This is a genomic window from Rathayibacter iranicus NCPPB 2253 = VKM Ac-1602 (assembly GCF_003149025.1).
Classification (GTDB): Bacteria; Actinomycetota; Actinomycetes; order Actinomycetales; family Microbacteriaceae; genus Rathayibacter; species Rathayibacter iranicus.
Genome location: NZ_QGDV01000001.1, coordinates 168,060 through 193,095, shown reverse-complemented (window position 1 = coordinate 193,095; position 25,036 = coordinate 168,060). Strand labels below are relative to the sequence as shown.

Genomic DNA, 25,036 nt, shown 5'->3' with positions numbered 1-25,036 from the left:
ATTCAGCTGCGGAGGTCCTCGTAGAGGACGGTCGAGATGTAGCGCTCGCCGAAGTCGCAGACGATGGCGACGATGGTCTTGCCAGCGTTCTCGGGGCGCTTCGCGACCTCGAGCGCGGCCCACATGATCGAACCGGAGGAGATACCGCCGAGGATCCCCTCTCTCGCAGCGAGGTCGCGGGCGACGCGGACGGAATCGTCGAGGGTGACGTCGATAATTTCGTCGTACACGTCGCGGTCGAGGATCGCGGGCACGAAGTTCGCGCCGATGCCCTGAATCTTGTGGGGGCCCGCGGTGCCCTGGGTGAGCAGTGGCGAGTCGATCGGCTCGACCCCGATGATCTGCACTCCCGGTTTGCGCTCCTTGAGAACCTGGCCGACTCCGGTGATGGTGCCTCCCGTACCGATGCCGGCGACGAAGACATCGACCTCGCCGTCGGTGTCGTCCCACACCTCCTCGGCGGTGCTGCGGCGGTGTGCCTCCGGGTTGGCGGCGTTTTCGAACTGGCGGGCGAGGATCGCGCCGGGAGTCTCATCGACGATGGAGCGCGCCTTTTCGACCGCGCCACGCATACCTTCTCCACCCGGGGTCAGCACGATCTCGGCGCCATACGCCCGGAGGAGGACGCGGCGCTCCACGGACATCGTCTCGGGCATCGTCAATACCACCCTGTAGCCGCGGGCGGCGCCCACCATGGCCAGCGCGATCCCCGTGTTCCCGCTGGTCCCCTCGACGATGGTCCCGCCTGGCGGAAGTTCGCCCGATGCTTCGGCCGCGTCGATGATCGCGACGCCGATGCGGTCCTTCACGCTGTTCGCGGGATTGTAGAACTCTAGCTTCGCTAGGACGGACGCTTGATCGGCGCCCTCAAGCCGATTGATGCGGACGAGCGGGGTCCTGCCGACGAGCTGGGTCACATCGTCATAAATGCGTGCCATGGTGTGCGCTTTCTGCCGGGAACGTCCGCCCGGGAGTCCGGAGCGGCGGGTGGAGTAGGTGCTGCCGCGTCCCGCGCAGGAGACGCTGCCTCCACGATACGGATGCGCCGCCCGGACGGCAGAACGGATGCGCATCCGTGACCCGCTCCGCGCCGTGCCGGGCGGTGTTTTTCGGCGACTCAGGCGCCTCATTCGCGCGGTCCGCGCCCAGTCGCACCCATCCCCCGCCAACGCGCATCTCGTCCGGAAGGAGGACGCCGCGCGGACGGGCGCGTCCCGTACCATGAACTCGGGGGATCGCGCGACTGCTCGCGAGGCTCTCGCCACCTTCCCCTCTGCATCTCCGCGGCCTGCGCCGCGTCGAAAGGACGACCGCTTCATGGCACTCCCCACAGCATCCCGACGCTCTGTCCGGCCGCTCGGGATGTCACTGCGGGCGATCATGGGGTTCATCGGGATGAGCGCCGTGGCAGGCGTTCTCGTCACGGTGGGAGTGACGCCAGCGCTTGCGCTGACGGGCCTGGCGACGAGCAACACAATCGGCATGTTCCAGAATCTGCCCGGCTACCTCGACGTCGGCCAGCTCATGCAGCGCACCAACATTTACGCGAGCAACGGTACGACCCTCCTCGCCTCCGTCTACAACCAGAACCGCGTCGAAGTGGGCTGGGATGACGTCGCGCAATCGGCCAAGGATGCCGCCGTCGCCGGTGAGGATCCCCGGTTCTACAAACACGGTGGGATTGATCTGCAGGGCACGCTGCGCGCACTCGCCGTCACGCTGATGGGTAAGGACCTCCAGGGCGGATCCTCGATCACGCAGCAGTACGTCAAGAACGTGCTGGTACAGAAAGCCGAGTCGATTGCCGACGCTGCCGAGCGCGAGAAGGCCTACGCCGAAGCAACCGAGCCCACCCCCGAGCGCAAGCTCAAGGAGATGCGCCTGTCGATCGGACTCGAAAAGGAAGCGTCGAAAGACGACATCCTGCTCGGTTACCTCAACATTGCGCTGTTCGGCGGAACTGTCTATGGCATTGAGGCCGCCGCGAACTACTACTACGGCATCCCCGCGAGCCAGCTCTCGACCTCGCAGGCCGCAGCTCTCGTGGGGATCGTGAACAACCCGCAGAAGTTCCGCTTCGACCTCCCCGACGACAGCGTGAACGGTGCGGCGAACGGGTACGAACAGACGAGGGATCGCCGCAATTACATCCTCGGGGAAGAACTGAAGTACGGCCGCATCGACCAGGCCACACACGATGCGGCGGTCGCCGAGCCCATCACGCCGAACATCACCGAGCCTTCGACGGGCTGCACGACCGCCGGTAACGCCGCCTACTTCTGCGACTACGTACTCAACGTCCTCGGCAATGACGAGGCATTCGGCGCGACGACCGATGAGCGTTTTGCGCGCGTTCGACAGGGCGGCTTCGACATCGTGACCACTCTCGACCTCGACATTCAGCAGGCCTCGCAAGCTGCGCTCAACGCGTACATTCCGCCCGTCGACCCGCGCTTCGAGGTCGGCGCGACCGCCGCCTCGGTCGAGGCTAAAACTGGTCGCGTGCTCTCGATGGTCCAAAACACCAAGTACAGCCAGGACCAAGAGTTCCTCGCCGCGAATCCGGGTTACAGCGCGATCAACCTCAACGTCGACCTGGACATGGGCGGCGGCTCCGGCGTGCAGACGGGCTCAACCTACAAGGTCTTCACTTTGGCGCAGTGGCTGCAGGCGGGACGGACGATCAACGAGTCGTTCCCGTCGCCGACGTCGGGGTTTGGCAGTTACGCCAAGAAGTGCAACCTCAAGAGCGGCGGATACTACGACGGTCAGCGTTTTGCGCCGCGAAACGACGACCCGTCGGAGGACGCGCGCTCAATGACCGCGCTCGAGTCGACGACTAACTCGATCAATACAGGCTTCATGGGCATGGCCAATCAGCTCGACCTGTGCGACATCAGAACGACCGCTCAGGCATTTGGAGTGCATGGCGCCAACGGCAAGGAACTCAGCAGCGGCCCCGCCGCCGTCCTCGGCACCAACGAGATCGCCCCGCTCACGATGGCGAGCGCCTACGCGGGTATTGCGAACGACGGAACGACCTGCGATGCCGTGGTCATCGATCGGATTACCGACAGCCAGGGTTCAGCGGTGCCGGTCCCACCCTCCAATTGCAGAGCGTCCGTCTCGGCGGAGGTCGCGCGCGGGATGCAGTACGCGATGCAGCGGGTAATGACCTCCGGTACCGCAACCCAATCCAATCCGCGCGACGGCATCGAGCACATCGGCAAGACCGGAACGACCGACGAGGCCGCCGATGTCTGGACAGCGGGCGCGAGCAGGGCCGCGTCGCTCGCCGTCTGGGTGGGCAGTATTAAAGGGTTCAGCGACGACACAAAGCAGAATCTGCGCTTCACCAACCTCACCGGCGACCAGGGGACGATCAAGGCATCGAATGCCCGGCACGCCATCTGGAAGCCGATCATGACCGCGCTCGACCAGAAGTACGGCGGCGACAATTTCATCGACCCGCCCGCTTCGATGCTCGCCGGCTCGTCGCGCGGCGCAACTCTCGCGAAGGTCCCGGACATTTCTGGCAAGACGGTGGCGGAGGCGTCGGCTGCTTTGACCGCAGCGGGCTTCGTAGGGGGTATGACCGAACCCGTCGACTCTGCGACGATCGCCGAAGGCTCCGTCGTCTCTACGACGCCGAGCGCGACGAAGACGGCGCTGCGCGGCGCGGTCATTCCGCTACAGGTGAGCACCGGGAAGGCGCCGAAGAATGTGAGCGACATCGCTGACATCGACGGCGATCTACTTCCCTAAAGTCTCTGCTGACGAGGAGTTCGTCGTAACAAGAGCTGTCAAGCACGTTTTCGACGGTTGTCGTGACCCTCGGTCTCCTCCTCACCTTCGCCTGGGGCGTGTGGATGATCCGCGACGCACTCCTCCTGTGGAGCCACTGTCCGGCGTCAGCGTGGGATGACGCTCTCGCACGGTTCTTCACTCGCTGACGGTGACGACCTGCGCTGTCGTGATCGTTTCTTCGACTCGTCGGCCTGGACTCCGACGATCGCTGCCGACCGGCTGCTGTGCGGGGTAACGGACGCCGTTGCCTTTGTACGTGCCATAGCACTCCTCCTCCCCGGATGAGGTCTCGGAGGCGCGGGATTGTCTCTGCTTGCCTGGCCGACACGATTGCGCCTCACGACGGTTCTCCTAACCGGACTCGCCGTCGCGACCGGCTGGATTATTTTGCTGGCTGCAATCGGGGCATCGTGAAGAGCGGCTGTTCCTTGGTCAGGCACGGCCGATCGGTGTGGATCCCGAAGGACACACTCCGGCTTTGGAATCTCTTGGACAGGACCGCCCTCTCCACCGCCGTTCTGGGCACCGGTCGCTTTACCCCGGATGTGCGGCAAGCTGGCGGTCGCTATTGCGCTTGGCAGCCAGGTCGGCGACGAACACGGTGGGGTTCTTGCCGCGGAGGCAGCTTCCACACCGCCATCAAGACCGGGAGGTTTTAGGGGATGAGTCCGCCCACGCCGAGAGGTTCGTGGTAGTGGCAGGCGATCGTGTCGTGGTGGCCCCTCTACGCCAGCGATGGCATTGGCCGTGGATCCTGGCACCTGCGGTGCCTGCTCGGCGTACCGCGTCTTGCGGACCTCCATCGACTCCGTTGTCATAGGCGAAGTGTCGGCGCCCGACTCCGACGCTCTGTTCGGCGTGGTTGCAACGACGCTGAATGCGGAGACCGGCTTAGGTGCTCGCGAGGAGGCGCTGCGCGAAGCACGACATGGAGGCGCCGTAGGCGAATGTCGCCGCCGCCGCACCCGCGCCCACCCACGACCAGACGACCGGCCAGGTGGAACCGTCGAACAGCACGACCACGACGCCGACCGCGCCGACGAGCGTCGTCCAAGTCGCGAGCCAGAGATCGAGAGTGCGGCCGAAGATACGCGCCATCGGGAAGAAGTGCAGCCCGACGATCACCGCGATCCCTGGGACGAGGAACCGGTTGAGCCCGTGCGCACCGAGGATGCCGACCGCGACTCCGATGAGCACTCCCTCCGCCGCGAAGACCGCGCCAAAGAGCGCACCGTTCGGCTTTGTAGCACGGTCGGAATCGGTCCGCTCCGGGGACATCCGAGAGCGCGCGATCAGCAGGCGAAAGGCCTGCACCACGAAGAGCACTGCAGCACAGGCGCAGAACACGGTGACCACCATCGCGGCCGGCACCGGCCATCCAGTAAAGGTGTCGCTCGCCCACCACATCGTGAACACCGCCATCAGGAGGAGGCCCCCCGCGACTCCGCTCACCAGGGCTCGGGGAGGAGGTGCGACCACGCTCATGCGTCGAGGCTAGCGAACGCGTCTCCGACCAGGAGCGGCCGTCCAGCACAGTGTCGCAGGCATGGCGCGTTCTCTTCCGCCTGTCGCCGGTGGGGCCCAGGATGGACAAGACGACTCAGTAGAGGAGCAGACGTGGGCATGGTGGAACCGTTCGATCTCGACGACCACCGTCGCAACGCGCAGCGCGGCCTCAGCACGTACTTCTCCCTGAAAGAGTTTGAGGACGCGCCGCTGGACCGGGAGGCGATCGTCGCCACCGCGTTCCTCCGCGCGATCGAACATGCCGCCGTCGCCCGCGTGCTGCCCGTTGTGCGCGCCCATCCCACTGAGCAGATACGCGCCTTCGCGAGCATCTGGGCAGCCGAACGGCTGCGAATCGCTGACGCGCTCGGTGACGTGCTGGCGGCCTCACCGCAGATCCGCGGCATCGATATCCACCCGCCCGAGCCTCCGGCGGGTGCGCATCCGCTGCCCGAGCGTGCCTACGCCGCGCTGGCGGGCCCGATCGCGCTCGCGCTGGCAGTGGATGCGCGTGTCGCCGTCCACGCCTACCGCAGGCTCGCTCGGCTTTCGCTGCACCCCGAGATGGAGCGGCTCGCCGAGACGATCACCGGCATCCTGGAGCGGCAGGCCGACTTCTTCACTGTGCACGCGGCGTCGCGCCTCGGACGTCCGCTGCCGCGTCGAATGCTCGCTGCCGGACTGCTGGCGGTGCTGCGCCTTCCCCTCGGCGAGGCCGATCTGCCCGAGACTCTCGCCCGCGAGGGGCGTGAGTTGCTCTTCCGACGCGATGACGGTGGCCTCGACGGCATCGACGCGAGAGTGGTGGCAGAGTTCGCGCTGCCCTGCACCGCGGCACGGAGACTCGCACATCCGTACCGATCCCCGTCGATCCGCGCGGCGCACCGGCTCGGACGCCTCTCCGCCGACACCCGCGCGGCCGTCGCGACCCTGCTCGAGCAGGTACGGGAATAGCTCAGCCCAGCAGCTCGCGAACGTCCTCCGCGGTGATCCCGCCGGTGGCGGCCGCACCGTCATCGGACATGACGGCGGCGAAAAGCGCGGCCTTCGCCTCCTTGAGGGCCATGACCTTCTCCTCGATCGTGTCCTTCGCGACGAGTCGGTAGACCATCACCGAGCGGGTCTGGCCGATACGGTGCGCACGGTCGACGGCCTGCGACTCCGTCGCCGGATTCCACCACGGATCGAGCAGGATGCAGTAATCGGCCTCGGTGAGGTTGAGACCGAAGCCGCCCGCCTTCAGCGAAATGAGGAAGACGCCGGCCTCGCCGGACCGGAACCGCTCGATCACTTCGTCGCGCTTCTTCGTCGCGCCGTCGAGATAGGCGTAGTCGATCCCCGCGGCGTCGAGCCGGGAGCGCACACGGCCGAGGAAGCGGGTGAACTGGCTGAACACCAGCACGCGGTGTCCCTCGCCGAGAGCGTCATCGAGCAGTTCGTCGAGCAAATCGAGCTTGGTCGAAGGAACGCTCTCGTGCGCCTCATCGACTAGCGCGGCGTCGAGCGCGACCTGGCGCAGGACGGTGAGGGCGCGGAAGATGGCGAAACGGTTCTTTTCGAAGTCACCGATCAGGCCCAACACACGCTGCCGCTCCCGCGCCAGGTAGGTGTCATACACCTTGCGCTGCTTGGGGCCGAGCTCGACCTCAAGGGTCTGCTCCTGCTTAGGCGGCAACTCCTTGGCGACGAGTTCTTTGGTGCGCCGCAGCATCAGGGGGCGGATGCGTCGCCGCAGCTGCGCGAGCTTCTCGGTGTCGGCCTCGCGCTCGATCGGCTTTTGGTAGAACTCGGCGAAGCCCGCGGGCGAGGGGAACAGGCCCGGCGCGACGATCGAGAGGAGCGACCACAGCTCCATCACGTTGTTCTCCATCGGAGTGCCCGTGATGGCGAGCTTGAAGGGCACGTCGAGCCGGCGGGCGAGCTGATGCGTCGCCGACTGCCGGTTCTTCACGAACTGGGCCTCGTCGAGCAGGAGTCCCGACCACTGGATGCTCGAGTACGACTCGTAATCGAGGCGAAACAGGGCGTAGGACGTGATGACTAACTCGGCTTCACCGATGACGCTCGTGAGCGCCCTCCGCTTCTTTTTCGACGTCTCATCGATACCGACCACCCGCAGACCAGGAGCGAAACGCTTGGCCTCGCCGACCCAGTTGGGCACGACACTGGTTGGCGCCACGACGAGGAACGGACGCGGCGACGTGCCCGCCTCCTGGGCCGCGGCGCGCTGCTCCTGCATCACTCGAGTGACGAGCGCGAGCGACTGCACAGTCTTACCCAGGCCCATGTCGTCGGCGAGGACGCCGCCGAGCTGGTTGTCGTAGAGGAACGAGAGCCAGTCGTAGCCGAGCTGCTGGTAGGGCCGTAGCTCGACCTCGAAGCCCTCGGGGAGCGCGCGCGACTCCAGGGCACCCGTGGCAGTGAATCCGGAGAGGCCTTCAATGGAGCGACGCCACGCCGCAGCCTGCGCCTCCACGACGCCGAGTTCGACCAGTTCATCCCAGAGGGAGGATTGGAACCGGCTGATCCGAAGGGTCTCGCTCGGATCGTCGGAGAGTTCGCGCGCCTCGGCAATCAGCTCGCGGAGGCGGCCGAAGCGCTCATCGTCGAGAGCGAAGTAGACGCCGCTGGGCAACACCATGTACTCGTCGCCCCGGGCGAGTGCAAGGAAGATTTCGGCCAGGGGCACCGCCTCATCATTGACGGTGACCGAGATCTCGAGGTTGAACCAGTCGCGACTATCGGGCTGAGCGACGGTCTGCACGGCGACAACCGGCGCAGTGAGCGCCTCCCGGTAGTCGACCCGCTCGCCGACTTCCTCGATCTCGACCGTTCCGAGCTCGCGGAGGCGCTCGAACTCGCCGGTCAGGAAGTCGACAGTCGGCATTCCGCGCAGGTCGAAGGTCGGGCGCAGGCGACGGCTCGACGGCGAGACAAGCGCCGGGGTCGACTCCGGGTCGAGGCCGGCTCCGACAAGGGAATCGAGGACGCGCTGCTCGGCCTCAGGGTCGCGGTAGCCCGCGTCCTCGCCGATCCGCAGCGGCAGGCGCTCGGCGTCGGCGCCGCGCGCTCCCTCGACTCCGTAGCGCCACCACCACGAGCCACGCAAACCTGCGCCCTCGGTGTGCTCGAGTGTGAGGCCCAAACGCGGCTGCGGGACCGGCGGCGCCTCGAAGGAGCCATCGAGCGAGACGATGTCGAACAGGCGGTGCAAGCGCTGGTAATGCTCAGTGAGGAACGCCGCCTCCTCCTCCGCCGGGATGCGAATGGCCTCACGGCTCCACAGGAACGTGCGCGCCGACGACAGCAGCGGGGCAGCGAACGGGATGAGCGTGACGGGACGAGCGCGGAACTCGTCGCCGCCCTCCCAGGTGTAAAGGCCGACGGCGGGATCGCCGATGAAACCGAACTCCTCCGGAGCCGGGTGGTCGCCGATCGCGACCAGTGAGCGCAGCTCTAGGCCTGCGGCGGTCCGGGTAACGTCGATCGAGGCGGTGGCGGTGGTGTCGAGGATCTTTAGGGCGGTCTGGTCGCGATCGCCCATCACCAGGCCGATACCCGAGCGCACAGCGCCGTGCAGCGCCGCCCAGATGGCCTCACTCCGGCACTGGTCGAGGTAGAGCCAGGTATCGGGCGAGTAGTAGCTCGAGGCGCTGTGACCCGAGAGCAGCGCCTGCATCTCGCGGATCAGGTCGATCTGGCGCTCGTCGTAGTCGTGGCTGTAATGCAGGTAGCCGAGGTCGCGCCAACTGGCGCCAGTGCGCACCCAGCGGTCGCGGTCCCCCATCCGCACCGGTCGAACGCCCAGGCGTGGGCGCGGCTCGGGCGGTGGTCGGTAGGAGTTGTAGCGGCCCGGCGGACGGCGCACGGGCTCGCCGGGAAGCAACTCGAACTGTAGGCCGAGCGGGATGCCGGTGTGCGAGCGCTCCGCGCCCGCGAGGAGCGGGGCGAGCACGCTGCGCCACTCCGGAACCGCGTCGGCTGCCTCTCCGGAGACAGGGCCGGCCGTTCCGCCCTCGCGCTCGCGACGCAGGGCCTCGAGGAGGACGGCAGCGACATGCTTGCACTCGTGGCTCACCGGGCAGCTGCAGGCCCCGCCGAGCAGGCTCCAGTGCTCACCCTCGTCGCGGAGCTGCACGCTCACCGCGTAGGGCGAGCGCTCGGATCCGCGGACCTGGCCGAAGAGACGAGTACGCCCGCCGAACCACTGAAGTTCGCGCACGCGGCCCTCTGCGGCGTAGGCGACGCCCCTGGCGAAGGCGGCCGAGCCGACGAGCGAGCGGATGTCCTGATCGGAGAAGGGCTCGTGCCCGGCGGTCGCTGACCCGGGTGCGGCCAACGGCAGCACCTTCCCGGGGGGACTCTGGCGGGCCATGAACCTCATGCTTTCCGCGCTCAAAACGAGCGCATCCGTCTATTCAACCCGATCTCGAAGACTCCGCGAGCCGTGCGACGGGATCCGCGGACGACTCGGAGGCCTGCCTACGATGGAGGGATGCCTCGCCTGTCCGTCGTCTCGGCGCACACCTCCCCGCTCGAGCAGCCGTCGATGGGTGACGCGGGCGGGATGAACGTGTACCTGGCGGCGGTACTGCCCGAGCTGGCGGCACTCGGCTGGGAGATCGAGGTGCTGACCCGCGGCGACGACGTACGCCTGCTGGCTCCGGGCGTGCGGGTGGTCGGCGTGCCGGTGGCGACGGGAGATAAGTACGCGCTGGCGTCCGCGGCAGCGCAGTTCGCACGGGCGGCGGCAGGAGCTGACGTGGTGCACTCGCACTACTGGGTCTCAGGCCTCGCCGGGATGCTCACCGGCCTGCCACACGTGCACTCGATGCACTCGAGTTCGCTCGCCAAGAACGCGCGAATCGCGCCTGGGGACGTGCCGGAGCCGCAGAGACGGATCGACGCGGAACGCTCGGTACTCGCCGCAGCCGACACGATCGTGGTGGCGGGCGTCTCCGAACGGGACGACGTCGTGGGGCGCTACGGCGCGGATCCGTCGCGCGTGGTCGTCGTGCCGCCCGGCGTGGCGGCACGGTTTCGGCCGGGAGGTGGCGCGCGTGCTGGCATCGTGCTGGTCGGCCGGGTTCAGCCGCTGAAGGGGCAGCTTCTCGCCGTCAGGGCGCTCGCGGCCATGGCGCCGTCCTCGCGGCCCGTGCTGCGGCTGGTGGGTGGGGCGGCTCCGGGACGGGAGGCGTACCTCGACGCGGTGCGTGCCGCGGCGGCTCCGCTCGGCGACCGGGTACTGATCGACGGGCCGGCCGGCCGGGAGCTGGTGGCTCGGCGGCTCCGGAATGCTCGGCTGGCGCTGGTGCCGTCGGCGGCCGAGACATTCGGGTTGATCGCGCTGGAGGCGGCAGCGAGCGGGACGCCTGTGCTGGCGCGGCGGACGACCGGTCTGGTGGATGCGGTGCGCGACGACATGAGCGGGGTGCTGCTCGACTCCGACGACCCTGACGTGTGGGCGGAGGCGATGCGTGCGCTGCTGGATGACGGCGGGGAGCTGACCCGGCTCGGCCGCGGCGGCGTGGAATGGGCGTCGCTCCACTCCTGGGGCGCGGCGGCAGCTCGCCTCGACGGCATCTACCGGCGGTTGCTGGCGCGCTGACCGTGCGCGGCCTGTGCCGAGGGAACCCCGAACGCTCGGGGGAGCCCGGTAGTACGGGCGGTCTCGACGGTCGGGGGTTCCCACGGTGGCGGGAGACGGAGGGGGGGTCAGTCGGCTATAGCGGGGGCGTTGGGGTCGAGGCAGGCGCCACGCGTGGAGCGGTACCAGGGGGCGAGGCGGTCCGGGGAGACCGCGACCATTGCGGCGCCGGTGAAGCCCGCGTCGTTGCCGAAGCGGGCGGGCACGATGTCGGTACCGATGTCGAGGAAGCCGGCGAACTCGTCGAAAACGTGTGCGGCCGCGCCTCCGATCACGAAGAGTTGGGGCGAGAGCAACATCTCGAGGTGGCGGTAGTAAACGCTGAGGCGGGCCGCCCACTCCTCGAGCGTGATCCCCTCTCGGCGCACCGCAGAGAAGCCGACGCGCGGCTCGAAGTCGGGGCCGTCGATATGGACATGGCCGAGTTCGGAGTTGGGGATGACGACGCCCTCGTGCACCAGCGCCGTGCCGATTCCCGTCCCGAGAGTGGTCAGGAGGAGCAGACCCTCGCGGCCGCGCATCGCGCCGAACTCGCGCTCGGCGACAGCGGCCGCGTCCGCGTCGTTGACGACCACGACGTCGACCCCGGTCGCCTCCGAGAGGAGGGCCTGAGCATCGAGGCCGACCCAGCGCTGCGAGACGTGCGTGGTCTGGCGGATGATCCCTCCGCGCACGATGCCCGGGAAGCCGACGCCAACGGGCGTGCCCGCGATCGGTGAGACATCGCGGACGATGCGCGCGATGGCGGTCGCAAAGTCCTCCGGCTCCTTGCCGAGCGGATTCGCCACTGCGAGGCGGTGAGCCGCGCGCTCACCGGTGGTGACGTCGACCAGGGAGGCCTTGATCGAGGTTCCGCCGATGTCGACGCCGACGGCGAAGCGCGGAAGGAGGCCGTCCTGGGGCTGGGTCACGGATGCTCCGTCTGCAGTGGTGGCGAATCGGGGACTCGGGAACGCGGTCGGCTCGTCGGATCCGTGGGATCGCGACGAGCCACCTGTGATCCTACGAGCCGGAAGTGCGGGCGGGCTCCGAGACTCCGGCCACGACATAGTCGATCACCGGATCGTAGAGGTGCACGGCGAGCCCGTCATCGAGGGGGACGACCACCTCGATCGAGCCTTGCGCCTCCGCCACGAAAACCGCCGGGTCGTTGCAGTCGGCGATTGCGAGGACGGGGAACCCTCGGCGACCGGCCGCACCCGCCCATCCATGATCGGCGATGACCAGGTCCGGGCGGATGCCGAGCTCGTCGAGGCGAACGAGCAGCGCGTCCATCGGCTCGGGAGAGTGAGTGTGCAGCAGACTCCCGCCGCGGTAGGCGCAGGTCACGCCGCCCGTGCACCACAGCGCCTGGTGTTTGTCGGCGAGTGGCACGCGGATGCCATCCGGCGAGGCGAAGGGCAGCGCATTGACGTCGAGCACACGGGCACCCGCAGCCGTCGCAGCCGAGGCGAACCGGCGGTAGACGTCCATCAGCGTGGCCGGGTGAGCCGTGGCGAACAGGAGTAGCGCGCCCTGGCGCACGGCGGAGGAGAAGCGGTCGCGGTAGCGGGCAAGGCGCTCGACGGTGAGCCGAGCGTCGATGCGGTCCTGGCCGCTCTCGAACGAGGGGTCGGTGCTGATCCCGACGCGCTCGCCCATCAGGGCGAGCAGGCTCTCGAGCGTCCAGTGCTCGGCAACGTCGACGCCGTAGAGGTGCGCGGGCTCGCGGGCGGCGAGGCGGCGGAGGTTGCCGAGGTTGCTCGCGCGGTCGGTGAGGACGGCGCCGGTGAGCAGGGTCGCGTCGAGGACGGCCTCGAGGTCGGAATCGGACAGCGGCATGGGAGTGGCCTTCCGGAGGAGAGGTTCCCAGGCTAGCGAGCGCGAGAAGAGTTGACTCGCGATACTGCGGCGATATATCGTTACTACATCGCCGACAGATCACGGGCACTCGCTCGAGACGGGCGACCGGATCCGATCGACACGGATCCTCCACGACAGAGAGCAGTGCATCCATGAACCCCAGAACCTTTTTCACCGACGACCGCCGCGACCCCCGCGACGGCGACCACTCCACCCGTCACGAGCACGCCGGGCAGCGACGCGGACCCGGCGGCCACGGTCGCGGCTTCGGGCCCGGCTTCGGGCCCGGCTTCGGGCCCGGCTTCGGTGGTCCTTTCGGCCGCGGCGGAGGGCGTGCACGACGCGGTGATGTCCGCGCGGCGCTCCTCTCCCTCCTGGCCGAGGCCTCCTCGAACGGCTACGGCCTCATCAAGGCCATCGCCGAGAAGACGAACGGGTCGTGGCGCCCCAGCCCCGGCTCCGTTTACCCCACCCTCCAGCAGCTCGTCGACGAGGGCCTTATCACGGCCGTCGGCGAGGGTCGCGGCACCGAGTACCAGCTCACGGATGCGGGCGGCACCTATGTGCGCGAGTATGCCGATGAACTCGCCGCGGCCTGGGAGGCCACTCCTGGCGCGAGCGACGCCGACCGCGCGTTCATGGAGAACATCGGCAAGCTGATGGGCGTCGTGCAGCAGTTCCGCGGGGCGAGCGAGGCGCAGCGTGCCGCCGCCTCCGCGAAGCTCGACGAGACCCGTCGCGCGCTGTACCTCATCCTCGCCGACTGATCCGTGCCCCTCTTCCCCCGCGAAATGTCGCGAGGTGTCCCGGAACGGCGTCAGCGGGTCGCGGCGCACGCTCGATGCACGGAGGCACGCCCGATCCGCTCGCCGAGCGTGCGCGCGAGCGTTGGCCGCCGCGAGATCGCACCAGACGGACGAGATGTGCCGGAACGGACCGGTGTCTCGTCCGTGTCACCCGATCTCGCGACATTTCGCGAGATGTGGGGCGGCGAGATGGGGGCGGGGAGGCGGCGGAGGCCCTCGTCGAGGGGGACGGCGGGGGTCCAGTGCAGGTCGGCGCGGGTGCGGCGCTGGTCGAACCAGTGTGCGGTCGAGAGCTGCTCGGCGAGGAAACGGGTCATCGGCGGCTCGTCGGTGCCGGGGCGGACGGCCCAGATCCGCTCGACGAGCGAGCCGGCGACGCGGGCGACGGATGCGGGCACCGACCAGCGCGGCGGCTCGACTCCGGATGCGCGGCAGATTCCGGCGAGTAGTTCGGCGACGGGCCGCGGCTCGCCGTTGGTGACGACGTAGGAGCGGCCGTGCACCTCCTCGGCGCGCCCAAGAGCGGCGATGATCGCAGAGGCGGCGTTGTCGATGTAGGTCGAGTCGATCAACGCCTGGCCGTGGCCGAGCAACGGCAGTCGGCCGGCGCGAGCGCGCTCGACGATGCGGGCGACGAGCTGCGTGTCCCCCGGTCCCCAAACCAGGTGCGGACGGACGGCGACGACCGCGAAATCCGGCGCGTCGGCCGCGAGGGCCAGCAACTCGGCCCGCGCCTTCGTGCGCGCATAGTCGCCGCGGGCGTGCTCGGGATCCGCGGGCTCGGCGTCGTCGCCGGTGATCGAGGATCCGGCGTGCGCGACCGAGGGGGACGAAATCTGCACGAAACGGCGCACCCCGGCACGGGATGCCGCGGCGAGGAGCCGACGCGTCCCGTCGATGTTGACGCGGTCGAAGTCGCCGGGGTCACCCGCCAGCGAGACCTTGGCGGCGAGGTGCACGACGGCCTCGGAGTCGGCGACCGCCTCCTCCACCGCGCGCGGGTCGGTCAGCGAGCCGCGCGCCTCCTCGACGCCCACCACCCCGGAGGCTCGGCGCTGGAAGGTGCGCACGTCGTGACCCTGCGCGACGAGTCCGGCCGCGACCGCTCCGCCGAGCAGCCCGCTCGCCCCGGTCACCAGAACCTTCACGGCGCGGCCATCCGCCCGCCGGCCAGGACGCCCTCGGCCCAGCGAGCGAGTGCGGCCCGGTCGATCTTCGAGTTGTGCCGGATGTCGGTCGGCAGCGCGGGGACGACGAGCACAGCGGCGACCCGGGCGCCCACGGCGGCGCGCACGGCGGCGGCGAGACCGGCGTCGGCCAACGCCACGCGGCGAGCGCCCGAGCGCAGCTCGACCACGGCGACGAGTTGCGAGACGCCGCGCGGACCGACCCCCACGACGGCGGCGCGGGCGACGGCAGCGACCCCCGCCTCGATCCGCTGCTCGGGACCGACCGGGGTGACCACTCCCTCCGCCGTGACGATCACGTGCGGCAGCCGGCCTTCGACCCAGAGTCGGCCATCAGCGTCGATCCGGCCGACGTCGCCGGTGCGGTGCCAGCGCTCGCCCGCGGCAGCGCCGATCCGAGCGGAGCGGTCGGTCAGCCAGAGCCGCTCATAGTGGTCCTCGACGTGGCCGGCCGAGACCACGATCTCACCGGTGAGCCCGGTCATCTCGACGGGTTCGTCAAGCGGGTGGCCGGCGGAGTCGAGCGGGGCGATCCGCAGCCGCACTCCCGCGGCGGGGGGGCCGACGCAGACCCCTCCGCGCGGGTCCTCGTCGGACGCGGCGGCGCGGATGCCCTCGAGCGAGGTATCGGTGAGCAGCAGCGCTTCCGTCATGCCGTAGGGGGTGCGGGCGGAGGCGTTCGGCATCAGCGCCTGCGCCTCGCCGAGTAGCCCCGCCGAGACCGGGGCGCCGGCGGAGAGGAACGTGCGGACGCCCGCGAGCGCACGCCGATCGTCGGCGTCGAGCGCGTCGGCGGTGGCAACCACATTGGCGAGGGCGGCGGGAGAGAGAAACAGCACGGTGGCGTCGACCCGGGCGGCAGCCGCGGCGACGGCCGCGGCAGTCAGGGTGCGCGGCGCAGTCACGTCCATGTCGGGAGTCGCGGAGCGCGTGCCGAGCGCGGGCCCGAGCAGCGCGAACGGTGCGAAGCCGGCGACGAGCCCCGTGCCCGGGCCCACTCCGTACTGGCGAGCGAGCGCATCGCGGACACCGGCGAGCTGGCGGTGCGTGTACACGACTCCTTTGGCCGGCCCCGTCGATCCGGAGGTGAAGAGGATCGCGGCGACCAAGTCGGCGGCAGGCGGCTCGCCCAGCGCCTCCGGATCCGCGGCCAGCTCGGCGCGGCCGATCTCGATCAGCTGGCTGAGCGACGCGTCGACGCCCAGGGCGGCGGCAGAGGCACGCGGCAGAGTCTGCGTCGACACACGTGCACCGGGCCAGCGCAACGCGCGTGCGACGCTCAGCCCCGGCAGGGCGCCCACCACGAGGTCGGGCCAGGCGCCGCGGACCGCGCGGGTCAGGCCGCGCAGACCCAGGCCCGCGTCGGCGACGACCACGACGGCTCCGATGCGCAGGCACGCATAGAGCGCAGCGGTGAGATCGGCGCCGGGCGGCACGAGCAGTGAGACTCGGTCGCCAGGACCGACACCGGAGGCCCGGAGCCCCGCGGCCAGCTCGCGGACTCGTTGTGAGAGCAGGCGCCACGAGATCGAGCGCGGCCCGCCACCTCCGGGAGGCGCCATCTCGACCAGGGCGAGCGAGTCGTCCGCTGCGTTGCGGTCGAGGTGCGCCCACAGCGGCTCGACGGACGCTGTTGGCCGGCGGACATCCGGAGCGGGATCACCGCCGAAAGGGTCGTCACCCGCAGCGAGGTCGCCGAGCCAGGTGAGCACTGCCGAGGCGTAGTCGACGTCCTCGGCAAGCAGGTGGCCCGCGCCCTCGAAGCGGTGCACTTGAGCGTGCGGCAGGCGGTCGACCAGGTCATCGAGGTAGCGGTCAGAGAAGATCGGATCGAGCGGACCCCAGAGCATCAGGGCGGGAGTGGCGAGAGCACAGACTCCGTCGGCGATGCGCTGGAGTTCTGGGTCGCTCGGGTGTGCGGAGTCGACCGGGATATCAGCGACGAACCCACCCACTCCCCCTCGGCGCGAGGCCGAGCGATAGGGGCTTCGGTACCCCTCTTTGACGGACGCCGGCAGTGCCGGATGCCCGAGCGCGAGCGTCGTCTCGAGGAACGCCGGAGTGCCGACGGTGGACGCGCCCAAGACGCCCGAGGCGAGCGCGAGCCGCAGCGGCGCGGGGATCGGCGCGTCGGCGCTCCGGTGGACCGCGGTATTCAGGAGCATCGTCCCGCGCAGCTGCTCCGGATGATCCACGGCCCAGCCCAGCGACACGACTCCGCCCCAGTCGTGGCCGAGGGTGACGACATCGTCGAGCCCGAGCACAGACGTCAGGTTCGAGAGTTCCTGTACGCGGTCGGCGAGCGGATGCAGTGCACCCGTGCGCTCGGAGAAGCCCATCTCGAGCTGGTCGACCGCGACCACGCGCCACGCGGGACCGCCCCGGCGAGCGGACTCGAGCGTGGCCGCGGCGAGGCGGCGCCAGAGGTACGACCAGGTCGGGTTGCCGTGCACGCAGAGGATCGTGCCGACCGGCCGGACGCCGAGCTCGTTACCTGTGTCCAGCAGGTGCCAGCGGCGCGTCACCCCCTGCGCGTCCGGCGCATCGACGAGGCGGGACCAGGCCGGGTCGAGCCCGTCGAGCCCGGCAGGGGGTAGCCGGGCAACATCGGTCGCACCGAGCGCGCCGCGGATCCGCGCGGCCGGGTGAAGCGCGGTCACCAGGCGATCTCGAGCATTGCGGTATTGATCCCCGAGCCCACTCCCATGAGCAGCACGCGGTTGCCGGGCTGTAGGGTCTCGGCCTCGTGCGCGAGGGTGATCGGGATCGACGCGGGTCCAACGTTGCCGAGCGTCGGGTACGTCGTGGGGACGCGGCTGCGATCGAGACCGACCGCCTTTACCAGGGCGTTGGTGTGCACATCCGACACCTGATGCATGATGTAGCGGTCCATCCCACCCCAGTTCCAGTCGCGCGTGGCCTCTTTCCAGGCGGAGACGACGAGTTCCATCCCACCTTTGAGGAGGGCCTTCGCATCGGTGAACATACCGTCGACGCTGCCGACGCAGAGCTCGTTGAATTGCGTGGCCGCGCGAGTGATTCCGCCGAGGATGCGGTGCCCCTTGGGGTGCTCGTCGGCCGGGCCGAGGATCGCGGCGGCGGCGCCCGAGCCGAGGGTGAGGCTCGCGAACTCGCTCATGAAGTCCTTGCGCTTGACGCCATCGCGGCTCAGACGGTCAATGGTGTTGGCCTGAATCTCGTCGGCGTCCTCGCCATCAATGATCATCGCGTAGCGGATCTGTCCGGAGTCGATGAGCTGCGCGGCGAGGGTTATGCCGTTGACGAAACCCAGGCAGGCGTTGGCGATGTCGAAGTTGACGGCCGATGACGGCAAGCCGAGACCGTGATGCAGGCGCACGGCGACCGACGGCTCGAGGTGCTTGCGGGTGACCGACGTATTGATGATCAGCCCGATCTGGTCGGGGCGGATGCCCGCCTCGGCCAGGGCCCGCTTGCCGGCATCGATCGCGGCACCGTCAAAGCCCTGCTCCGTTCCCCAGTTGCGGCGCTCGTGTACGCCGGCGACCCGCTGAAGAAGGCCGGTGGGGAGTCGGAGGCGCTTGAGTGCCGGGGCCAGTCGCGCATCGATCTCGGCCGACGTCGTCACTCGCGGAGCCATCGTGGTCGCGACGGAGAGCAATGCGACGTTGCGGTGCGTGGTCGTTGCGTTTCCGTCCAACGGAACTCCCTGTCGAGTTGTCGATCCTGGCATGTGCCTCCGTGATTTTACGCTGTCGTTCAGGTAACGCTTCCTGGATGGCTGCTGGGCGACTCCAGCGTGCGAACTCGGCGACGGCGGAAGCCCTCCTGGCCCGTGATTGCGCGTCAGTAGAGGGTGCGACACACGGCGGGCGCGGTGTCAACCCACCGGCGCGGGCACCCCCAATCGGAGGCCATGTTGGGCTCGTGACAAGGGCTGAACCGGCGGCTACGTACCCATCGCCCACGGCTCGCGGTCACCGCGGAGCCGGGCGGCGAGTGCCATCGCCTGCTCGTCGGTGAGCGTCGCGACGTAGTCGACGACCCCGCGGCCCCGCCCGAGCCGATGCAGCACCGCCGGATCGGACGTCGGTCGCCCGCGGTCGGCGGTCGGCAGCCAGTCCGGGTGGTCGGCGCGCAGCCGGAAGTAGCCGTCGGTCGCGAGCTCGATCAGATCGAGCAGCTTCTGCGGCGCGCGTGAGCCATCGCGCGGATCCGCGAGCCAGGCGTCGAGGTGAGTGACCAGCGTCTCGAGCACCTGCGACTGACCGCGCTGGTAGGTGGCAAAGTCTGGCCGGTCGATGACGAAGCGCGTGTGCACGAACTTGAGCACCGTCACGTCGTGCCACGCGTCGGGGAGGAGCGAGAGGTGGCCCGAGCGGACGTTCGGCTCGGCGAGCACCACCACCGAGCGCTGCAATCGGCCGATCCAGGAGGAAACGAACGCCTCGATCGCTCGCTCGGTCCGGGTCGAGCCGTCGAACGGGACCGCCAGCAGCCCCTCCACCAGCTCGGTCGAGACCCGCTCGACGGAGGCGCGGAAGTGCTCGTCGCTCGCGATCCACGGGTCCCGCGCGACCATCCTCCGCCGCAACATCTCGAGGGAGTGCCCGGGCGCCCGTGCCCACAGTTCCGCCGCGTCGAGCGCAGCCAGCGCGTTCTGCTCGCGCAGAAACGCCCGGAACTCGACCGCGACCGCCGCCTGCTGCAGCACGCCCGCGCGATAGAAGTCGTCCAGGTCGTGTAGCGAGTAGGCGATGTCGTCGGCGACATCCATCACCGAGCACTCGAGGGTCTGCTGCCAGGGAGCGATCACCGCGAAGCCAGAGCGCGCGTCGAGCATGTCGTCGAGGTCGAGCGTGTACGCCGAGAATTTCGGCGGTGCGGTCTCCCACCGACTGGCGGTGGAGCCGCGCGGCAGCTCTGTCGGGTCGGCGGAGTCGATGGCCGGTCGGCAGACGGTCCGCCCCCACGGGTACTTGAGGACGGCGGCGCGGGACGCGGCCGTGAGGTTGAGTCCCGCCTCCACCGTCTCGCAGACATCGAGCTCAGAGAGGATCCGGAACGACTGCGCATTGCCTTCGAAGCCCTCGACGAGGCCGAGCCGGTCGCGGGCGAGCCGGTCGAGCGCCTGCTCGCCGAGGTGACCGAACGGAGGGTGGCCGAGGTCGTGCGCGCTCGCGGCGGCCTGCACGACGACCGGGTCGCAGCCGCCGAGCCGCTCGACAAGCTCGCGCTGTGCTGGATCAGTCGTGGTCAGCTGCATCGCGATGGCGCGGGCTACCGCGGTCACCTTGATCGAGTGGGTGAGCCGGTTGTGCACGACTTGGCCGACTCCAGAGGGAGAGATCACCTGGGTGACCGCGGAGAGGCGGGCGAAGTAGGGCGAGAACCGAATCCGCTCGAGGTCGACCCGGTACTCGGGATACTCCTCTCCCGTCGCGAAGCGGTCGACAGGTTCGGGGATGCGCCGGTCGCGGCGGTAGTCGTGCCTGCGGATGGCGGACGGGAGTCCGAGCGCCTCGGGGCTTCCGCTCCGCGCGCCTGCGAGTGCTTCCGCGCCGAGGGAGGCCAACTCATCCATGGAGCAACCCTACGATCGCGGCGGCGCTGCCCGCGGCGGGCGGTGTCTTCGCGAGAGCGGGACGTCTCGGCACCCGGATCACTCCGGAACCTCGCGGGGAGCGACCGCGGTCACGGCGGCGGCCGCGACGACGGCGCCGAGGACGTAGGCCGCGATGTCGAGCCAGGAGAACGTAGTGCCGACGACGAGGGCGAGCGGCGCCCAGAGTTCGACGAGCCGCGAGGCGACTCCGATCGCCTGCAACTGCTCCATCGCGATCGACCAGGCCAGCGCGATCCCCGCGGCCGTCACTGCCGGGATCCGCGGCAGCAGCACCGCGACCAGCAGCGCTACCAGCACGACGTAGGCCACTCCCCCGGTGATGTCGGCGAGCAGCCCCGTCAGCACGAAACGCAGCGCGAGGCCGAGGCCCAGCGTGGCGAGAGCGGCAACGGCGAACCGGAAGCGCCCCCGGATCACCTGTGCTCCTCCTGCGCCTGCCGCAACCGGTCAAGCGCGAGGAGGAACGTGCGATCATCCGCGACGCGCCAACCCAGCGGGGCCGGCGAGGCGACGACAAGCGGGATCAGGACCGTGCGCGGGCGGCGGCGAGCGGCGAGCGCCTCCGCCACCGCACGGGCGGCGGCAGACCCGGCGGGCGCCCTCCCCGGAGCGAGCACCGCAAGGACGAGGGCACGAACCCGATGCGCGCCCGCGGGCGTCGTCCCCACTCCGACCGAAACGATCCCCTCCCACTCGGCGATGCGGAGTGCGTCGGCGCGCTCGGCAGCAAGTTCCACGCCGTCACGGCCAACTGCCAGCACGGAGGCGGCGTCGCCGGGGGCCGCGGCGGCCGGAGCAGCGATCCGGCGCAGTGCCCGCGTGAACTCGCGGGTATGCAGCACGGCGAAGCCCTCGGTCACGTCGGCGAGCGCGAGGAGGCGGCGCTGCCGCTCCGGAGCCGCCTGCCGCATGCGGGCGCGGAGGCTGGCCGGGAGCGCGCCGACCCGCAGCGTAGAGCCGACCAGGGCGGTCGGCTCGAACCGGACGCGCGCGGGGAGAGGGACGGATGGTGGCGTGCGGCTCGAAGGAGCACCCCAGTGCGGCGTCGATGCGGGGTCCATACCTCTCCTCCTCTGCTCGTGCGGCGGTTCCTCCCGCCCGGACGATTCTCACCCCTGCGCTCTTCCACCTTGCCGGGAAGTCGTGATCGGCTTACCATGGAGGTACCCCCGGGGGGTATTCGAGCCGCCCGGTCGCACGATGCAGGAGGACTTCATGAGCACCAGAATCGACCTCGGCCTGACCGCAAGCGGCACACAGGGCGGCTGCGCCTGCGGAGGCGGTGGAGCCTGCGGGGGCCACGAAAGCCACGGGCACTCCACGACATCCGGTGCTTCCGTGCAGAGCGTCGGCGTTGCCGGTATGACCTGCGAGCACTGCGTCCGCAGCATCACGCAAGAACTGGCCGCCTATCCCGATGTCTCCGGCGTCGATATCGCACTCGTCCCGGACGGAGTCTCGACCGTTACCGTCAGCTCCTCCCGTCCACTCGGCCGCGAGGAGATCGCCGCCGCCGTCGCCGACGCGGGCTACCGGCTCGCGCCCCTGAGCTGAGGTGGCCGAGACGGCCGGCACTCCGCTCGAACTCGCCATCGGAGGGATGACCTGCGCCTCCTGCGTCGCTCGTGTGGAACGGCGCCTGGACGCGCTGCCCGGCGTGCACGCCACCGTGAACCTCGCGCTCGAGCGGGCAACGCTGACCCTCCCCGAGGGTACGAGTCCCGCCGACGCGATCGCCGCCGTCGAGGCCGCGGGCTACAGCGCGACGCTCCCCTCCGCTCCGATCACCGCCGCCCCGGCTGACAGCGCCACCCGCGACGATATCGAGCGCCGCTCGCTGCGCACCCGACTTCGCGTCTCGACGCTGCTGGCCGTGCCGGTCGTCGTGCTCTCGATGATCCCCCCGCTGCAGTTCGCGAACTGGCAGTGGCTGTGCCTCGCACTCGCGTCGCCGGTCGCTGTGTGGGGCGCGCTACCCTTCCACCGCACCGCCTCGCGGGCGCTGCGGCACGGCTCCACCACGATGGACACCCTGATTAGCCTCGGGGTCAGCGCCGCGTTCCTCTGGTCGGTGTGGGCGCTCTTCTTTGGCGACGCAGGCCGGCCCGGGATGAGCATGCCCTTCCAGCTGCTCGGCAGCAGCTCCGGACACGACGAGATCTACCTCGAGGTCGCTGCCGCCGTGCCCGTGCTGGTGCTCGCCGGCCGGTACCTGGAGGCGCGCTCCAAGCGTGACGCCGGCGCTGCGCTGCGGGCGCTGCTCCGCCTCGGTGCGAAGGACGCCGTGCGGGTGAGCGCCGACGGGCAGGAGGAGCGAATCCCCGCGTCCGCGCTGGCCGTTGGCGACCGCCTCCTCGTGCGCCCCGGCGAGACCGTGGCCGCCGACGGCACCGTACTCGAAGGTTCCAGCGCCGTGGACGCGAGCATGCTGACCGGCGAGAGCGTACCCGTCGAGGTGGGGCCCGGCTCCTTTGTCACCGGCGGCGTCCTCAACGCGCACGGGCTGCTGAGCGTCCGCGTCGATCGCGTCGGCTCCGAGACCACGCTCGCCCGGATGGGTCGACTCGTCTCGGACGCGCAGGCGGGCAAGGCGCGCGTGCAGCGGCTCGCCGACCGCGTCTCGTCCGTGTTCGTTCCGGTCGTGGTGGTGCTCGCACTCGCGACCCTCGTCGGCTGGCTGATCGCCGGCGCCGGGCTCGCCGCTGCCGTCTCGCCGGCCGTCGCGGTTCTGATCGTCGCCTGCCCGTGCGCGCTGGGCCTGGCCACTCCCACCGCCGTGCTCGTGGGCACCGGCCGCGGCTCGCAGCTCGGGATCCTCTTGCGCGGGCCAGAGGTGCTTGAAGCCAGCCGCGGCATCGACACGGTCGTGTTCGATAAGACCGGCACTCTCACCACCGGCGCCTTCCAAGTGGTCGAGTCGAGCGATGACGAGAGCCTACGGATGCTCGCCGCGCTCGAGCGCGGGTCCGAGCATCCGCTTGCCGCCGCGATCGTGGCCGGAGCCGCAGATCTGGACGTCCCTGAAGCGACCGGGTTCCGCGCGAGCGCCGGCTTCGGCGTGCGCGCCCGGGTGCAGGGCCGGCTGGTCGTCGCCGGCCGGCTGCGCTGGCTAGAGGAGCAGTGGGGCTTCGCGCCGGGGGATCTCGCCGAGCGAGCCGAGCGAGCCACCGCAGAGGGAGGCACCGTCGTCGGCGTCGGCTGGGATGGCGCGCTGCGTGGCTTCGCGGTGCTGCGCGACGAACCACGGTCGGAAGCCCCCCACACCGTGCAGACGCTTCGCGCGCGCGGACTGCGGGTGCTGGTGCTCACGGGCGACAATCCCGGTGCCGCGCGGGCCGTTGCCTCCGCCGTGGGGATCGACGAGGTGATCGCCGAGGTGCTGCCGGAGGAAAAACTGGCCGTCATTTCGCGGTTGCGCGCCGAGGGCCGCCGGGTCGCATTCGTCGGGGACGGTGTCAACGACGCCGCGGCGCTCGCGGCAGCCGATGTCGGCATCGCGATGGGCGCCGGCTCCGACGCCGCGATCGAGGCCAGCGACATCACTCTCGTCGGCGACGACCTCGGTCGCGTGCCCGACGCCCTCCGCCTCGGGCGCCGCACCCTCGGCATCATCCGCGGCAACCTCTTCTGGGCCTTCGCGTACAACGTCGCCGCGATTCCCTTGGCGATGGCCGGGCTGCTCGGCCCGCTTGTCGCTGGAGCCGCTATGGCCTTCTCGAGCGTCTTCGTGGTGCTGAACAGCTTGCGCCTGCGATCGTTCCGGTGACGGCTCCGCCGCGGTGAGGCTCTTGACGTTGCGCTTGCTTTTCGCAAGTGTCGGCAGATGAGCCTTTTCATCACCTGCCCGGTCGAGAGCGTCGAGCGCTCGACCGCCTTTTATACCGCCCTCGGCTGGATTCTCAATGCCGAGATGTCCGACCACCATGTGTCCTGCTTCGCGATCACGCCCGAGCAGTACGTCATGCTCGGCAGCCGCGAGATGTACGCGAGCGTCGGTGCCACCGACGAGCTGATCGGCGGACCCGACACGCCCTCGAAGGTGACCGTGTCCTTCGACCTCGACAGCCGCGAGGCAGTCGACGAACTCACCGAGCGCGCCGAGGCAGCGGGCGGGCGGATCGGCGACACCGACGACTATCCGTTCATGTACCAGCGCCAGTTCGATGACCCCGACGGCTACCACTACTCCCCGTTCTGGATGAAGCCGGACGCAGATCCAACGGCGTGAGCGTCCTCGCCGCAGCGCTCGACGTGATCGGAGCGCGGTGGGCGCTGCTCATCGTCGAGCGGCTGCTCGACGGTCCGCAGCGCTACGGAGACTTGCAGCGCGACCTCGGTGCGCCGACCAATATCCTCACGACCCGCCTGCGCGAACTCGAGGCGGCCGGCGTCCTCTCCCGCCTGCCCCTCCGGCACAACACCCGCGCCTACGCACTGACCGATCACGGGCTCGCCCTGCGCGAGCCAGTCCTCGCCCTCACCCGGTGGGGCACAGACCACACGCGGGTGCCGCTCGACATCGGGGGAACCTCCGACCGTTGAGGGAACCCGCTGCTCAGGGCTCCCTCGGCTGTGAAGTCTCCAGACATCGGTGACGGTTCGGGGTTCCCCCGCGAAGGGGGAGAGCCGCGGCTGG

Annotated in this window: 18 protein-coding genes and 1 pseudogene; 8 read left to right on the top strand and 11 right to left on the bottom strand. The window is 69.8% G+C overall.

Annotation, left to right across the window (positions count from 1 at the left end):
- Positions 1-2: 2 nt before the first annotated feature.
- Entirely contained in the window at positions 3-938 is a 936-nt protein-coding gene (gene cysK, locus B0H03_RS00935) for a cysteine synthase A (protein WP_104266267.1), read from the bottom strand.
- A gap of 379 nt (positions 939-1,317) precedes the next feature.
- Here cysK and B0H03_RS00930 point away from each other — a divergent pair, with 379 nt between their 5' ends.
- Entirely contained in the window at positions 1,318-3,765 is a 2,448-nt protein-coding gene (locus tag B0H03_RS00930) for a transglycosylase domain-containing protein (RefSeq protein WP_160487193.1), read from the top strand.
- A 933-nt stretch (positions 3,766-4,698) separates the two neighbouring features.
- On the opposite strand, the gene B0H03_RS00925 is transcribed toward B0H03_RS00930, so the two are convergent.
- Entirely contained in the window at positions 4,699-5,292 is a 594-nt protein-coding gene (locus B0H03_RS00925; protein WP_109714832.1) for a hypothetical protein, read from the bottom strand.
- A 138-nt stretch (positions 5,293-5,430) separates the two neighbouring features.
- On the opposite strand from B0H03_RS00925, the gene B0H03_RS00920 reads away from it, so the two are divergent.
- On the top strand, positions 5,431-6,267 hold the full coding sequence (locus B0H03_RS00920) for a hypothetical protein (RefSeq protein ID WP_104266264.1): 837 nt from the start codon (positions 5,431-5,433) through the stop codon (positions 6,265-6,267).
- Position 6,268: 1 nt separating this feature from the next.
- Here B0H03_RS00920 and B0H03_RS00915 read toward each other — a convergent pair whose 3' ends face one another.
- Positions 6,269-9,688 carry a DEAD/DEAH box helicase gene (locus B0H03_RS00915; RefSeq protein WP_104266263.1) on the bottom strand — a complete coding sequence of 1,140 codons (3,420 nt, stop codon included), beginning with the start codon at positions 9,686-9,688 and terminating at the stop codon, positions 6,269-6,271.
- 120 nt (positions 9,689-9,808) lie between these two features.
- Between B0H03_RS00915 and B0H03_RS00910 the strand changes: the two genes are divergently transcribed.
- On the top strand, positions 9,809-10,921 hold the full coding sequence (locus tag B0H03_RS00910; protein ID WP_104266262.1) for a glycosyltransferase: 1,113 nt from the start codon (positions 9,809-9,811) through the stop codon (positions 10,919-10,921).
- A gap of 107 nt (positions 10,922-11,028) precedes the next feature.
- Here B0H03_RS00910 and B0H03_RS00905 read toward each other — a convergent pair whose 3' ends face one another.
- Both B0H03_RS00905 and B0H03_RS00900 read right to left on the bottom strand, forming a co-directional pair.
- Positions 11,029-11,871, bottom strand: coding sequence for an ROK family protein (locus B0H03_RS00905; RefSeq protein ID WP_241560473.1), 843 nt, complete (start codon positions 11,869-11,871; stop codon positions 11,029-11,031).
- Positions 11,872-11,962: 91 nt separating this feature from the next.
- Positions 11,963-12,781 carry a phosphatase gene (locus tag B0H03_RS00900; protein WP_104266260.1) on the bottom strand — a complete coding sequence of 273 codons (819 nt, stop codon included), beginning with the start codon at positions 12,779-12,781 and terminating at the stop codon, positions 11,963-11,965.
- A 173-nt stretch (positions 12,782-12,954) separates the two neighbouring features.
- Here B0H03_RS00900 and B0H03_RS00895 point away from each other — a divergent pair, with 173 nt between their 5' ends.
- Positions 12,955-13,569: a PadR family transcriptional regulator gene (locus tag B0H03_RS00895; RefSeq protein WP_104266259.1), complete on the top strand. Its 615-nt coding sequence runs from the start codon at positions 12,955-12,957 to the stop codon at positions 13,567-13,569.
- A gap of 239 nt (positions 13,570-13,808) precedes the next feature.
- Here the strand turns inward: B0H03_RS00895 and B0H03_RS00890 are convergent.
- From B0H03_RS00890 to B0H03_RS00865, 6 genes and pseudogenes are all read right to left on the bottom strand, one after another.
- Positions 13,809-14,756, bottom strand: a pseudogene (locus B0H03_RS00890) (NAD-dependent epimerase/dehydratase family protein); the annotation flags it as partial.
- A complete protein-coding gene (locus tag B0H03_RS00885) occupies positions 14,753-17,455 on the bottom strand; it encodes an alpha/beta fold hydrolase (RefSeq protein ID WP_241560472.1) in 2,703 nt (900 codons plus the stop codon). The pseudogene B0H03_RS00890 and the gene B0H03_RS00885, both read right to left, overlap by 4 nt.
- On the bottom strand, positions 17,452-18,507 hold the full coding sequence (locus B0H03_RS00880; protein ID WP_104266242.1) for a 3-oxoacyl-ACP synthase III: 1,056 nt from the start codon (positions 18,505-18,507) through the stop codon (positions 17,452-17,454). Before B0H03_RS00880 ends, B0H03_RS00885 begins: the two co-directional genes overlap by 4 nt.
- A gap of 216 nt (positions 18,508-18,723) precedes the next feature.
- Complete coding sequence (locus B0H03_RS00875) at positions 18,724-20,358, bottom strand: deoxyguanosinetriphosphate triphosphohydrolase family protein (protein ID WP_104266241.1); 1,635 nt, start codon at positions 20,356-20,358, stop codon at positions 18,724-18,726.
- A 78-nt stretch (positions 20,359-20,436) separates the two neighbouring features.
- The gene (locus tag B0H03_RS00870) at positions 20,437-20,817 is read right to left on the bottom strand and encodes a DUF2809 domain-containing protein (protein ID WP_104266240.1); all 381 of its coding nucleotides are present in this window, start codon (positions 20,815-20,817) and stop codon (positions 20,437-20,439) included.
- Complete coding sequence (locus B0H03_RS00865; RefSeq protein ID WP_104266239.1) at positions 20,814-21,461, bottom strand: hypothetical protein; 648 nt, start codon at positions 21,459-21,461, stop codon at positions 20,814-20,816. Before B0H03_RS00865 ends, B0H03_RS00870 begins: the two co-directional genes overlap by 4 nt.
- A gap of 154 nt (positions 21,462-21,615) precedes the next feature.
- Between B0H03_RS00865 and B0H03_RS16990 the strand changes: the two genes are divergently transcribed.
- From B0H03_RS16990 to B0H03_RS00845, 4 genes are read left to right on the top strand one after another with little or no spacing between them, the layout of a single operon-like run.
- Entirely contained in the window at positions 21,616-21,954 is a 339-nt protein-coding gene (locus tag B0H03_RS16990) for a heavy-metal-associated domain-containing protein (RefSeq protein WP_104266238.1), read from the top strand.
- Between the two features lies 1 nt (position 21,955).
- On the top strand, positions 21,956-24,166 hold the full coding sequence (locus B0H03_RS00855; protein ID WP_258062081.1) for a heavy metal translocating P-type ATPase: 2,211 nt from the start codon (positions 21,956-21,958) through the stop codon (positions 24,164-24,166).
- 57 nt (positions 24,167-24,223) lie between these two features.
- The gene (locus B0H03_RS00850) at positions 24,224-24,628 is read left to right on the top strand and encodes a VOC family protein (RefSeq protein WP_104266237.1); all 405 of its coding nucleotides are present in this window, start codon (positions 24,224-24,226) and stop codon (positions 24,626-24,628) included.
- On the top strand, positions 24,625-24,942 hold the full coding sequence (locus B0H03_RS00845; RefSeq protein WP_104266236.1) for a winged helix-turn-helix transcriptional regulator: 318 nt from the start codon (positions 24,625-24,627) through the stop codon (positions 24,940-24,942). The genes B0H03_RS00850 and B0H03_RS00845 overlap by 4 nt, the downstream gene beginning before the upstream one ends.
- Positions 24,943-25,036: the final 94 nt, after the last annotated feature.